The following is a 14414-nucleotide window of genomic DNA, read 5'->3' on the forward strand; positions in this document are numbered from 1 at the left end:
TTTACTTAAATGGCGGCACGGAGTGCCATCCATGTTAAACAGTTGGTTAAACTCTTAAAGGAGGGATAATAAGTGGCGATATACCAAGTCTTGCACAGGATGATTGGATTACTTCACGCCAATAAGGCCAAACATGAAAATAAACATGTTTTTCACTGAATTGGTTGATTTCATCTTGAGTTAATTCACACGCAGATTCGTATTGTGCGATGAACTCACTTTTTATTTCTAAAATTGGATCGATAGTTGTATCGTTAGGGTCTTTGTCGATGTTATCTTCAGCAATAAATCTAATACCAATGACTGTATTTAATTTATAGATCCAGTGCTCGCCTTCTTCACTTTTAAATTGTCTGATTTGCTTAACAAAACGCAATTCTTGGGGGTGACCCAATAGGGAGTCACTAAAATCTTCTGCGTCTATGTCATCATTTAACTCAACCAATAGTTTTTTTAAAACTACTGATTGAATTAAAAGGTTATCGACACATTTTTTTAACTCAGGAGTCATAAATCAGGCTACCTTTGTCCATTCAGAATTATAGACTAAAGAAATATTTTTCACCGGTTGAGCTTTAGGGGCACTCTTAACAATTTTAGGTCTTCCGATAGAAACCCAGGTTGTTGTTGGCTCAACAGGTTTTACTGGAATTTTGACCTCTGGTTTAAAGCCTAATGCAAAACAGATATCTGAAAGTGTAGAAAGAGTCATATTTCTGGAACCACTCAACATTTGAGTGACATATGATTTTGATTTACCGAGTCTTTTGGCTAAATCAACTTTACTAATATTTAACTCTTCCATTTTTACTAAAAGATCTTCTGTAACGTTGAAGACTAAATCTTCACGTGCATAGGCTCTTTCTTCAGCATCACTGAAACAAGTATCTTTTGGATGGAACATGTCTTTAGCATTCATACTTATTCCTCTTTATCTCTCCAGTTTCGGCGCACTTTTTCAGTGTCTCTTTCGTCAAGTTTTTGCTTATCTTTATATGTGTAATGGCTAATGAAATACGTATTTGGATACTTTTTGGATAACCAGCAATATGCTCTGATTGGAACCTTCTTAAACGCATGAAACTTTCCTGAGGATTTTGGCAAGTCGCCTTCTGTAGGAAAGTTCTCCTTAGACATTGGATGTCCATCGGATAAACGTACAATTAACTGTCTAATGGCTCGTGTGATTGATGCTTTTTTTGCGTGAGGCGTAACGCTCAGCAACGCGTCTTCAAAGCTTTCAATTGCTCCATCACAGTGTTCAACTGTAAATCGAGTCCCAACGTGCTTCTTACTTAGTTCAGTAGTCAATCTGTTTACCAATGGTTGATAGTTAACATATATGTAAACTTCAAATGCATTATTGCACTTGATCACATTAACAGCAAATTTTTCTGTAATCGGATGCGTGTAAGACGGAACTGTTTAACAATTTATTATACGGATTTATTCTGCACTCCTCCCCCAATCAGCTATTTACCGGAATTTATTCGTATTTCCGCGCTAACTATCAGCAGGATCGCCTCAGCGATCCCACTCCGTTACTGCCTTAACAACGATAATATCTCTTCGGTTTTCCGGGCCATCAGTGCTGTGGCGGCGCGGGATTCCACATTCAAGCCGTCACCGTTCTGATACTGGCGGCAATCTGCTCAGCCATTTCACGAACCTGTGTTTCGTTTTCGCCTTCGGCCATGACGCGGAGGAGCGGTTCGGTGCCGGATTTACGCAGCAGGATGCGGCCCTGACCGGCGAAAACAGCTTCGGCTTGTGCCATTGCCTGGCGGACGGCGTCGCTGGTCAGCGGGTCATGTTGTCCCTGATAGCGGATGTTGATTAACACCTGCGGCATCAGGGTCATGCCTTCACAACAGGTTGCCAGATTTTGTCCGCGTTCAACCATGGTGCGCAATACCTGCAGGCCGGCGATGATGCCATCACCAGTGGTGGTATGACTGAGTGACAGGATATGACCGGAATTTTCACCACCTAACTGCCAGCCCAGTTCGTGCAACAGTTCAACCACATAACGGTCGCCAACCTTGCTGCGGGCAAACGGAATACCCAGACCATTCAGCGCCTTTTCCAGACCGAGGTTCGCCATCTGTGTGCCGACCACACCGCCGCGCAGTTCACCGCGTTCATGCCAGTGACGGGCGAGGATGAACAGGATCTGATCACCGTCTACTACCCGGCCAAGATGATCGACCAGCATGATCCGATCACCATCGCCATCCAGCGCAAAACCAACATCGGCACGCAATTCTTGTACTTTCGCCGACAACGCAACCAGATCCGTCGCACCACAATGTTCATTGATGTTTACGCCGGAAGGCTCAACGCCAATGGTAAACACCTCGGCACCCAGTTCGCGCAATACGGCCGGGGCGATCTGATAAGTCGCACCATGCGCACAATCCACCACCACCCGCAGCCCTTCCAGGCTTAAATGTGCCGGAAACTGGCTTTTGCAGAATTCGACATAACGGCCAATCGCATCCGTGATACGACGAGCTTTGCCGAGATGAGCCGAATCGACGCACTGCAGATCCTGCGTCAGCTGGGCTTCGAGCGCCAACTCCACTTCATCGTTCAGCTTCACCCCTGCCCCAGAGAAAAACTTGATACCGTTATCATGATAGGGATTATGCGAAGCACTGATCACGACACCGGCATCCGCACGGAACGTCCGGGCCAGATAAGCGATGGCAGGGGTTGGCAGTGGGCCGGTCAGAGCCACATTGACACCCGCAGCAGCAAAGCCGGAGGCCATCGCTGATTCCAGCATATAACCGGAGATGCGGGTATCCTTGCCGATGATGACTTCACGGGTGCCGCTGGCAGCCAGCACCTTGCCAGCCGCCCAGCCCAGTTTCAGGGCAAAATCGGGAGTAATAGGAAACTGACCGACCAGACCGCGAACGCCGTCGGTGCCAAAATATTTTCTGTTCATGAAAGTAGGAATTATTGCTTACCGGGAATTGATTTTTATGTTGTAGCAATTTTCTGCTACAACGACTGATAGAGTTAAACTGCCTATCGGTAGTAGCTTTTGTACCACTCAACAAACCGGGCAACGCCTTCCTGCACGCCTACCTGCGGACGATAGCCGGTAGCGGCAAAGAAATCTTCGGTTTCGGCCCAAGTGGCATGCACATCACCGGGTTGCATTGGCAGCATGTTTTTCTCGGCAACCATACCAAGTGAAGTTTCGAGTGCTTCAATAAAATCGAGCAATTTTACCGGGCTACCGTTACCGATGTTGTATACGCGGTAAGGAGCCGAGCTGTTGGCCGGAGAGCCGGTTTCCGGTGTCCAGCCTTCCTGCGCTTTTGGCACCACGTCTGCAATACGGATGATGCCTTCCACAATATCGTCGATGTAGGTGAAATCGCGGCTCAGATTTCCGTTGTTATAAACATCAATCGCTTTACCGGCTAGTATCGCTTTGGTGAACTTAAACAACGCCATATCCGGTCGGCCCCATGGACCATACACAGTAAAGAACCGCAGCCCAGTGGTTGGAATGCCATACAAATGCGAATAAGTATGCGCCATTAACTCATTGGCTTTCTTGGTAGCCGCATAAAGAGAAACAGGATGATCAACCGAATCAGCAGTAGAGAATGGCAATTTACTGTTTAAACCGTAAACAGAACTGGAAGAGGCGTAAACCAAATGTTCAACGCTATTATGACGGCAGCCTTCAAGAATGGTGAGATGACCAATCATGTTACTGTCGGCATAGGCCATTGGGTTATCCAAGGAATAACGAACCCCTGCCTGAGCAGCCAGATGAATAACCCGCTGAAACTTCTCTTTGGCAAATAATTCAGCGATACCGGCACGATCTGCCAGATCTAATTTAATAAAACGGAAATTTTTAAATTTTGACAGTAAATCAAGACGCGCTTCTTTCAGGCTAACTTCGTAATAATCATTAAGGTTATCAATACCAATAACATCATGACCCGCATTGCAAAGGCGTTGAACAACGTTAGAGCCGATAAAACCGGTAGCACCGGTGACAAGATATTTCAATTTTTATCCCACCTATAATAAATTCTCTAAAAAGACGCCCCTGACAGAGTTATTATTTCTCCAGCGGACGCCACCAACTTTTATTGGTCAGATACCATTTGATGGTCTTGGCAATACCGATTTGGAAGGTTTCCTGCTGCTAATTTGCTGGTGCCGTAAATGCCCTGTGGCACTACCGGATCAGCTTCGCTATAGATCCTATCTTTATCACTGGAAAAACGTGTCTTAGAAATATGTATGATTGCTGTACCGACAGAAACAGCCGCCTCAGCGAGGTATTTCGGGCCATCGCGATTGATAGCATAAGAGGCATCAATTTCTGTTTCAGCTTTATCCGCTACGGTATGCACCACCGCATTAATGATGACATCAGGCTGATATTCTTTAACCCGTACGATAACTGCCTGCGGATCGATAATACCCAGTTCATCCCGATCAGCTAATATATTCCAATTACCAGCATACCTAGCCAAAAAACTTCCTACCTAACCTTTATGCTCGGTTATTAATACTTTTTGACACGACCTCATCACACTTATTGTTACATTTAAGATACTGAAGGTATAAAGTGAAATTCTCAATAATTAATAAAGTGACAGAAAAAACTATCTAGATTTCACAAAAAAAATAACAAGCCAAAACATAAATACACCGAGCAAATCATCTAATAACCAATCAAAACCTAATAAACAAGCCTTTTCTCATTCACATTACAAATCAAACAAAAATAGATTTATCTTTTCCAAGATAATTAATCATATGATTGTTCCCAATATTTACCAAACTCAACATCCCAATACCTTATTGGGAATTTCTCAAATCCAGCCCCAGGATAAACGGTTAACTCACCAAAAGTAACAAAACCTTTATAAATATAAAAATCCACACGTATAAAATCGAAATCTTCGCCAATCTTCTCTGCGAATTGGATCATTTTATCTAAGATTTCCGGTCTCGGGGGAGAAGGTAACTTTCGCGGATGACTGAATTCAAACCCAAGATCATTCCAAGCCACATCAAACATATTCCTTCTATGCTGATTGAAACGATCAGAATCAAGTTGGATATATTTTACTTTGCCGTGATATACGAAAAACTTATAGTCATCAGGAGCATTACCAGAAAAATCAAGAAACTCCTCAATAAATACTTTTTTCGGGATATCTTGATAGGCCCATTCACCTAAAGAGCCAGACTGATCATGGTTAAACCACTTTGAAGCAAGTTCTAACATTCTCGGCATGGATAAATGTTTAGCGTCACGAATAAACTCAATAGTTTGACTTGTGTGGTTAGCTTTAAAAACATAATTTGATGGCAATGAATTAAATTCAATTAATTTTACATCTGCTAGAGAATTTCCCTCCCAAAGTGTTTTAGGGATATATATCTCAGGAACCTTTCCTTTTACATACTTTTTTGATTCCAATTTATCCGCCGCAACAACTAGAAGCTTTCTCCTATCTTTTATTTTCCTAATTTGCAACTTTTCTGAAAAGCAAATTGGTTTGGATTTATCAAAAAAATGATGGAAACGTCTAAAATATAAAATTTGCAGACGAATATTTAATGGAATATATCTAATAACCTTAGAAAATAGTCTATATTGAAAACTTGCCATAATACATAGTATTCCTTATATGGAAAGATATTTTGTTACATATTTTTTTTGTAGATATTTATTTTTAAATACTAGCAATAATCTAATTAGAGTTGAGATTCTAATTCTGTTAATAAACCATTTAAAACTCCTATTAGAGTTTCTATTACATATAGCTTTAGATAAAAGCTCCTTTCGAAAGCTTAAATATTCCTTTTGGTTGACATGTAAGGCACGTGAATATTTATGTATTTTTTCATTTTCGATCTTATCACAAATATGAATTTTATCATCATTGGTATAAATGCTAGTAAAATCATAGCGTGCAAGTTCACAATCGAATATTTCCACCTCAAGAATAAAAGATGTTTTATTGTTAGCTGATTGTTTAACTAACAAATTACCATTAGGGTCGAATACATCGTCAAAACAAAAATTCCCTAAACTATAAGCAATTAAACTATTTTTATAAAATTCGATACCTTGAGCAACATGAGGATGGTGACCATAATAAGTAAATGGACAAACACAAGCTAAGTGTCTTGCCAATTTAATATCTTCAACAGAAGGATAATTTACTTGCTCATCACCCGAATGAATACTAACAATATTATAAAAACCGGCGTCGTGATTTTCTTTTAATGTATTTTCGACATCATGAATACGCAATGGATTAACACCATTGTCTTTTTTCAAACCTAGCGAGTTCGTGTTGTAAGCACAATATCCATGTAGAGCAACCTTTCCACCACTATCAATTAATAAACTTTTTCCTTTTACTCCGAACCATTGAATATTATTTTCATCTAATGTTTTTATTGTATTTTCGAGACCTGCATCACCGTAATCATATATATGATTATTTGAGAGATTAACAACATTAACCCCTATAAATTTCAGCAACTCAACATTTATTCCATCTGAAAAGATATAAGCTGATTTATGGCCAACAGTTTTATTCCCTTTAACAACAAAAGGAGCTTCCAAATTCGCAACCACAAAATCAAATCTTGATAAATATGATTTTACATCACGAAAAACTTCAAATGCATTAGGGTTGTTTGATAAACAGAATTTACCAAAAAATGCAATATCACCTAATAATGCAACCTTCATAATCACTCTCTTCTAGTATTAGAGCAAAAAAATCAATCTGGAACATTACAATAAATTTACTCAGCTTTTATATGTTTTATCAATTCTGCCAAACTTTCCATTAAACCCATGCCAAACGCCCTTAACTAAATATGAAAATCTTTCTTTTCCATCCTCAAAAGCGAATGGATAAATAAATAGCTTCATGATCAGTTTAACAATATTTGATATCTTAAACTTTAGCGGAACATAATTACGAAAAAGCATATGAATCATATTTCTAGTATGATAATAATGTCTGACTGGGGAAGGCATACGAGCATCAACTTTTCCAATTATTTTTTTATTTCCATTCCCAACACGGTGACCGAGAAATATATCATTATTTCTGACCGTTAAGAATCCAAGTTTTTTTAACCGCCAACAATACTCCCAATCAACAAGATCAATAAATAGTGAATCTTCCATTAGCCCAGCCACCTGATATGCTGACTTTGAAATTAAACTGGCAGAGCTAATAGTTGCATTAACAATTTCACAATTAGTATCTGGTATCAAGATACCTTTAACTAAACGAGATTCATCAAATTGATTATTCACCTTATCGAAATGTCTTGGCCCGATCACTCCAATGTTATAGCCTTTACCAGTCAATTCAGCATAGCTATCTATTAAACGAGGAACAGTTAAATCATCTAGAACACTATCTTGGTCCATTTGAATGATAAAATCAGCACCATGTTCAAAAGCCCATTTCATACCTATAGATTGAGCTGCAGCGATCCCTAAGTTTTCACCAAAGTTAAAGACCTTTATTCTTTCTACATTTTCAAAATTCAAATTAAAATTAGAGTTATTTGATATAACAACAATATCAGTTTGTTTAAGCAATTTTTCAACTGAAAGATATAAATCATCCAAATCTGGATTGTAAGCAACCAGAATTGAGTATACTTTTTTCATATTATATAACCCAACAAAAATAAATTAATAATCCATTTTCCGTTTAAAACCATGAAAAATACCTTTAATGGCATATTTTATTCTTTGTTTTTTTTGATTCATGGTAAGAAGAATAACCGAAAACAACATTATGTTTTTTAAAATTGATTTTAGCTTCCACTTTAATGGCACATATGAAAAACCATATAAATAAATCGCATTCCTATATGAATAATAATGGCGAAATGGCGCACAATCGCATACTGAAAATAGTGGAGTAAAATTAATTATACCATTGCCTAACTGATGATATAATTTACAATCAAAATTCTTAACTATTTTAAGTTTGTTATATTTTGTCCGCCAACAATACTCATGATCTACCAAATCAATGAATAGCTCATCTTTCATCGAACCGACTATTTGATATGTTTCTTTTGATATCATACAACCACTACTTATAACAGTATCTACAAAATAGCAATTGGATTCCGAATGAGGTATTTCAATTTTATCCCCACTTGCAGACTTACTTGGATCCAGTGTTATAGAACTATAATCCTGAGGTGCAATTATTCCGATCTTATAGCCAAGATTTAATAGCAACTCAAATGAAACAAGAAGTTTATCAGTCATATTTTTTTCTGGGAAACTATCTTGATCAAACTGAATAATGAAGTCTGCATTATTAGAAAAAGCTTTTTCCATCCCTATGGATTGAGCTTTTGCAATTCCTAAATTCTGTTTAAAATTTAGTACTTCTACTCTTTCTACATTAAACTCAATATCCTCATCTGAATTATTACAAATGTACACATAATTTGTTTGCTTAAGCAGTTCACATATTAACTTTTCAAGATGAAAAACATCCGGCTTATAAACAACAACAATAGAGTGAATATTTTTTTTACGCATAACTCTCTTCGCTCTGTAATTTATTTTGCTTGATATCAATATTCAACATTTCTACCAGAGAGTTATCAATGAATAAACAAACCAATAGCAGCGTTAAATTTTAATATTTTTACAATACATGAATTATATTAAACCCCATCACATCAATTTCACTAACTAATGGAAGAGATGCTTCTTTCAATAGTTAACAAAATCAGAGTAGTGAAAAAAACAAAAGCCAACTAAAATCTAACTTTCATAATTCGCAATTTATAAAAAACAATACCACCATCATTTTAACTTAAATTAGCCCTGCAAATTAATTCATGCATTGCGTGCTAAATAGATATTTAATCTCTATAAATTTATTAGCATTAACAAATTTACAACTGATTTAAATACGCCAATATGATAATATTTTCATTGAATTCATTTTCCATTTTACGTCTACCAGCCAAGCCAAAACTCAAACGCTCTGCGTGTCCCATGGTAATCATCTTATCTAAAGAATCAATAAGTGAAACCAAATCCTTAGGAACACACAAAAAGCCATTGCGACCATGTTCTACTGTCTCTCTACAACCGACATTATTTGTAGTGACGATAGGTTTGCCCATGGCTGCTGCTTCAAGCAGTGATTTTGGTACTCCTTCTCTATAATATGAAGGCAGCACCACACAATCATGAGCACCGAGAATCGGTGCTACATCATCTGTTGTGCCTAAGTAATTAATCACGCCCTGCTGCTGCCACTGCTCAATTTGCGAGGAAGAAATGCCACTTGGATTATCTTCATCAATAAAGCCAAGCAGGTTAAATTGAAGATTGCAGTATTTTTGCTTCAATTGGCGTGCAGCTTCGACATAAAGTTCCACCCCCTTTTCGCGTAATAATCGCGCAACCAGAATGAATCGTACCACTCCATCATCCAAGGCGGGAGTCAGAACAAAATTGGACAAATCCACCCCTGAACCAGGGAGCCTGCCTGTAGACAAAGGCTTGACTACACCAGCATCAAGAAACATTTGCCGGTCGTCCTCATTCTGAAAAAATACAAAATCTGCGAAAGGTTGGCTAAAACGATAAAGCAACTTAGCAATACGTGAGGCTATTGATTCACTAACAAACAACGAACCCAGTCCCGCAATGTTATTAACTACTTTTGCCTTGACAAGTTTGGCTGCCAGAGTGCTGTAGATATTTACTTTTGGAGTAAAGTTAAATACTACGGTCGGTTTGATACGACGATAGATAAAGTAGTAATTCCAAGTGGTATACAAGTCCTTTATAGGATTTGTACTACCCCTATCCATATACAACGGCTCAAACCGGCAGCCAAGTTCACTTAGCTTTTTCGAGTAAGCATCAATTGGCGCAACCGCGATGACTTCACATTTTTTTTCCAACAAGGCTTTAATAGTTCCTTTTCGGAAATTGTATAGATACCAACTGGTATTTGCAGAGATAACAACTCGGGTCATTAGTCAAATTCACGATAATGGGGTAACAAAGTAATCCTCATTGGATTAACGCATCATTGTTTTACAAATCCGCACGAGGAGGCATTTACCTTTCTAGCTAAATGAATATCATTGATAGCTAGACTAACTACTCAAACAAGCCTATCTAGATTCAAAATTTAATGCCACTATCTATCGTTTATATTTTTAATCAGTAAAAAGGGAATTGCAGACAAAGCAAAAACATGGGGTTCACCCCTTGAAATCGTAGCATGCTTAAAAATAGTTACACTCTAGACCTGCAATTATCCTGATGTGATGAACTAGTTAAAATATAGTAAATAACAGAAACCTGAATCCAAGTTGATAATAGTGAAAGGTACTGATCTTGAAAAAACTGCATTATCAATGGATATAATGAAGCACTATACAAAAAAACATAGAAACCACCTTTCAACATGCATTTCTCATATAACACAAAATGAAAAAACATTATAAAAAAAACACTTGCGAAGCCAAAATAACCAAAGTCTCTAACATAGATGTCATATACTGTATATACATTAGTTGGATATGGTGTATCTACAAAATCTTTAATTAACGGCATAACTGATCCGTCATATACTCCTAACTTACTTAAGAATACGAAAATAAAACGAAATGAATATTCACCATAAAAAATACTGCTGTTTGAGATCTGTTCTATAAGCATATTCATTGCAACAACTGGGGCGATAGTATAAGACCTTAAATTCTCGAGAAAACTATTAATATTTTCTATGAATGACTGTTCCTCACTAATACCTTTTCCTGTTAAGTATGCAACCAAGATAAATAACAGTACAATTACTATACTGATGAGAACTATGTGCTGACGTCTAACTACCCCTAATACAAACAATGGTGCAAATGAGAAACAAAAAAACATCAAGAAAAAAGTTCGTCCTGTTGATAAATAACAATACGACAACGATGATATAATTGATAAAATCAATCTAATACTGCCAACCTCACCTCTAACCCTTAATATTATAGTTAAAGATGTCACTATAAATGAAAGTGTAAAAAAATATGCAAGAATGCCATAATCAACTGTATCATCTCCTATGGACATCCTCAATTTAGTGTATCCAACTGGCGAAAAAATATTATCAGGAATTAACAGACTTACTCTATAATAAGCAAGAAAAAGACCGATAAAACATATAATCTGGAAGACAAAGCATAGATAACGATTGATAAATAATTCATTTAATGCATTTTCATCTCGCCATGAATGCAAACATTCTGTTTTACCTTTCAATATATAACTCAGCAACAAAACAGACAATGATGTCGTAATGTTAACCACAATAAACTCATTACTAATTTCAACCCAATCATCTATTGTTAAATATAATGTTAAAAAAACAAAAAACCATAACATGAAAAAAATTTTAAATGGATTGGCAATAAATTTCATATTAATAAAATAGCCAATTAGATTTATCAATATAAGAAATTCAATCATTTTTTATGAAAATACCAAGCCAACAAAGTTGTGTCTATGAACGTTCTTATTGTCCACGCTATTGATGCACCTATAACCCCATGCTTATCAACTAAAAAATAAAGAAGAGTTATGTATATAGGCAACTCTACAAGATGAAACTTTGCCGTAATATTCGATTTGCCCCTGGCATGTATCCAAGTGAAATACATAATACCCACTGCATTTAAAAATACTCCTATACAAAGGATTTGACCAATTATCACGGAGTCTCTATTTAATGAGTCACCAATCCACACCTCTAAGAAAAGTGGTAACAGTATCAAAAATAGTAAGCAAACTGTAGCCATCAATATAGATACTAGTTTTAGCCATTTATTGAATTCATCTTTCGCTTTAGCATGACTTTCAACAATTAGTTTCGAGTAGCGCGGAAACGCAACAGTAGATATTGCACTAGCGAATATAGTTAACTTTGTGACTAGCTCAAATGGTATTGCATATACTGCAATAGCTGCTACTGAGAGCATACCACCAATAATAAATCTATCTATTTGAGTTAAAAATGGATTTATAATACAGCTAACACTGTACCAACCACCGAATGATAGCAATTCACGCTTTATAACAGTATCTAACTCTTTATTTGATAATCCTTTTTCGATCGGGTGATGCTTGATAGTCTTGTTTGCAATTAAAGAATAAAGTATTAATCCGACCAACTTTGAACATAAAATAGAGAAAATTAATATATCTAATCTTGTTGTGTATATAGAGACAAAATATGGAAAAATGAAGTTCATGAGTCCAAGGAGACATCGCAAAATACTTACTGCTTTGAAATTCTCATATGCTTCACTAAAGCCACGATACATTCCTGATATTGAGTGCAATGGGATAGCAATAGCAATGATAACTAATGAATATTGCACTTCATCATGGTGTACATTGGAATAATTTATATAATCTAGACCAAATGCATAACCTACTATATATATAAAAACCCCACCAGCAGCACCAAATACCAAAGATAAATTTCTCGATATTTTAAATATATTATACGTTGTTTGATAATTACTATTTCCTAATGCCTTGGCTACTAATTGTGTTGTTGCTCTTCCAATGCCAAAATCAAATAAACTAGCATACCCAATTAAACCCCATGATAATGAAATAAAACCGAATATTTCATTCCCTACATTTTTAATTAATGGAGGTATAGTTAACAATGCGACAAAAAGCGGCAAACCTAAGCCTAGAAAATTCCAAAAAATATTTTTTATCTTCATTTTATTAATCTTTTGTTTGGGTAAAAATAAAATACATATTTTACTCGGGTAGATTTTGCAGGGATACAGAAAAAAATTCGACGTCCTGCAATTATATTACTCATTAATGCTTTCAGAGCGAATTAATGCCCCCGATGTCCATAACAATTTGCTAGAGGCCTTATTATTTCATGCAGCCATTTTTTGTTTCTGCTTTATAAGCATATTAAAATTCTTATTCCCCGTCAGTAAATTGATCGCAATATGCCAATACCGATGTGATATGGAACAGAAATCTTCTCATATATTGAGATCACCAATATGCTTTATGAAACTGAGTATGTTGAAAAAATAAACGTACAAACTTAGTTTTGAGTTTTATAAACAAAATCAGAGTTTCAGGTAACCATCGTTGGTCATTACTATCTAACTTAGGAAAAATCGATTTCAAACAAGATAGAACAACAAGAAGATACAACTTATAAAATCAATAAGTCACGCCGTTAATAGGTATATTTCTTACCTATAAATCTTAGCCTTCACCCACCTAACAATCTTCCAAATCCGGTGCAGTGAATAATAATACCCGGCAAACAAGCCCAGAAACCCAGCCAGCATGATCCATTCCGGCACCTGCCAGAATTCCCCAGCTAAACCGAATGATGTGAACAGTAATGCTGCAGCCACAATCACCATCAGTGCCTGACGGGAATTGAGCCCGGCGCGCAGGAAGATATGATGCAGGTGGTTACGATCCGGCTTGAACGGGCTGTTGCCCTTGCGGATACGACGGATCATGATGGCGGCCATGTCCATCAGCGGAATAGCGATGATCCAGAGTGCGGTGACGGTGCGGAAATATTTTTCCTGCTGCTGGGTGCCCAGAATCAGCAGCCAGACAATGACAAAGCCCAGCAGCATGGAGCCGGCATCGCCCATAAAGATTTTGCGTTTAAAGCCGAACAGTTTCAGGTTGGCAAACAGATAAGGCACGATTGCCACCGCAAATATTAATGCCCAGTTCATATAGACGGTGGCACCTGCCGCCGCGAACAGAATAATCAGTGCAGTCAGCGAAACCAGTGCCATAGAACCGGCCAGGCCGTCGATGCCATCCATCATGTTATAGGCATTGATGCCGCCAATGACGGCGAATATCGCCAGCACATAGCCCGCCACACCAATATTGAGATTGATAAAGCCGAGCATATAGCCCAGGTGTGCCAGCGACACATGCAGCGAGAAACATAAAATCAGGGTGCAGACGGCCTGAATGCCTAATCGCAGGCGCACGGACAAATCATACAGATCATCAAACACCCCCATCACCACGATAACCAGCGATGCCGCAAGCAGCACCTTTTGCTGTGCATCTAATGACATAAACAGCAGCGCTGAAATTGCCACCCCGATGAAAATAGATACCCCGCCAATCAGCGGCACTGCCCCTTTATGCTGTTTACGATGATTCGGTACATCCAGTAAACCCACTTTATCAGCAACTGGTTTTAAACCTTTTATTGCCATTAAAGTGAAGACAAATGAGGAAATGATGGTTTCCAGTTCATCTTCCATAACGTTCTATCTCCGCTTATCCCAGAAATGTCTGCCCCCCGGCAGGCGGG

14 protein-coding genes are annotated in these 14414 nt (G+C 37.7%); all 14 read right to left on the bottom strand.

Features of this window, described 5'->3' with window-relative positions; all coding sequences use genetic code 11:
• Window positions 1–46: 46 nt before the first annotated feature.
• The 14 genes from TOLA_RS14615 to wecA all read right to left on the bottom strand — a co-directional run bounded on the left by TOLA_RS14615 (window position 47) and on the right by wecA (window position 14364).
• Window positions 47–511: a hypothetical protein gene (locus TOLA_RS14615; RefSeq protein WP_015879894.1), complete on the bottom strand. Its 465-nt coding sequence runs from the start codon at window positions 509–511 to the stop codon at window positions 47–49.
• Between the two features lie 3 nt (window positions 512–514).
• On the bottom strand, window positions 515–919 hold the full coding sequence (locus tag TOLA_RS14620; protein ID WP_015879895.1) for a helix-turn-helix domain-containing protein: 405 nt from the start codon (window positions 917–919) through the stop codon (window positions 515–517).
• Window positions 920–921: 2 nt separating this feature from the next.
• Entirely contained in the window at window positions 922–1311 is a 390-nt protein-coding gene (locus TOLA_RS16725) for a hypothetical protein (protein WP_148210457.1), read from the bottom strand.
• A 304-nt stretch (window positions 1312–1615) separates the two neighbouring features.
• Window positions 1616–2953: a phosphoglucosamine mutase gene (gene glmM, locus TOLA_RS14630; protein WP_015879896.1), complete on the bottom strand. Its 1338-nt coding sequence runs from the start codon at window positions 2951–2953 to the stop codon at window positions 1616–1618.
• A gap of 83 nt (window positions 2954–3036) precedes the next feature.
• The gene (locus tag TOLA_RS14635) at window positions 3037–4041 is read right to left on the bottom strand and encodes an NAD-dependent epimerase (RefSeq protein ID WP_015879897.1); all 1005 of its coding nucleotides are present in this window, start codon (window positions 4039–4041) and stop codon (window positions 3037–3039) included.
• A gap of 80 nt (window positions 4042–4121) precedes the next feature.
• Complete coding sequence (locus TOLA_RS14640; protein ID WP_015879898.1) at window positions 4122–4514, bottom strand: sugar nucleotide-binding protein; 393 nt, start codon at window positions 4512–4514, stop codon at window positions 4122–4124.
• Window positions 4515–4792: 278 nt separating this feature from the next.
• Window positions 4793–5662: an ATP-grasp fold amidoligase family protein gene (locus TOLA_RS14645; protein ID WP_015879899.1), complete on the bottom strand. Its 870-nt coding sequence runs from the start codon at window positions 5660–5662 to the stop codon at window positions 4793–4795.
• 15 nt (window positions 5663–5677) lie between these two features.
• Entirely contained in the window at window positions 5678–6757 is a 1080-nt protein-coding gene (locus TOLA_RS14650; protein WP_015879900.1) for a CapA family protein, read from the bottom strand.
• Window positions 6758–6817: 60 nt separating this feature from the next.
• On the bottom strand, window positions 6818–7699 hold the full coding sequence (locus tag TOLA_RS14655; protein ID WP_015879901.1) for a glycosyltransferase family 2 protein: 882 nt from the start codon (window positions 7697–7699) through the stop codon (window positions 6818–6820).
• Between the two features lie 24 nt (window positions 7700–7723).
• Window positions 7724–8593 carry a glycosyltransferase family 2 protein gene (locus TOLA_RS14660; protein ID WP_015879902.1) on the bottom strand — a complete coding sequence of 290 codons (870 nt, stop codon included), beginning with the start codon at window positions 8591–8593 and terminating at the stop codon, window positions 7724–7726.
• A gap of 362 nt (window positions 8594–8955) precedes the next feature.
• Window positions 8956–10053, bottom strand: coding sequence for a glycosyltransferase family 4 protein (locus TOLA_RS14665; protein ID WP_015879903.1), 1098 nt, complete (start codon window positions 10051–10053; stop codon window positions 8956–8958).
• Between the two features lie 265 nt (window positions 10054–10318).
• On the bottom strand, window positions 10319–11494 hold the full coding sequence (locus tag TOLA_RS14670; RefSeq protein WP_171804918.1) for an O-antigen polymerase: 1176 nt from the start codon (window positions 11492–11494) through the stop codon (window positions 10319–10321).
• 44 nt (window positions 11495–11538) lie between these two features.
• On the bottom strand, window positions 11539–12810 hold the full coding sequence (locus tag TOLA_RS14675) for a flippase (RefSeq protein ID WP_015879905.1): 1272 nt from the start codon (window positions 12808–12810) through the stop codon (window positions 11539–11541).
• A 498-nt stretch (window positions 12811–13308) separates the two neighbouring features.
• Window positions 13309–14364: a UDP-N-acetylglucosamine--undecaprenyl-phosphate N-acetylglucosaminephosphotransferase gene (gene wecA, locus TOLA_RS14680; RefSeq protein WP_015879906.1), complete on the bottom strand. Its 1056-nt coding sequence runs from the start codon at window positions 14362–14364 to the stop codon at window positions 13309–13311.
• Between the last annotated feature and the right edge of the window lie 50 nt (window positions 14365–14414).

The sequence above is a fragment of the Tolumonas auensis DSM 9187 genome, assembly GCF_000023065.1.
GTDB classification, from domain to species: Bacteria; Pseudomonadota; Gammaproteobacteria; order Enterobacterales; family Aeromonadaceae; genus Tolumonas; species Tolumonas auensis.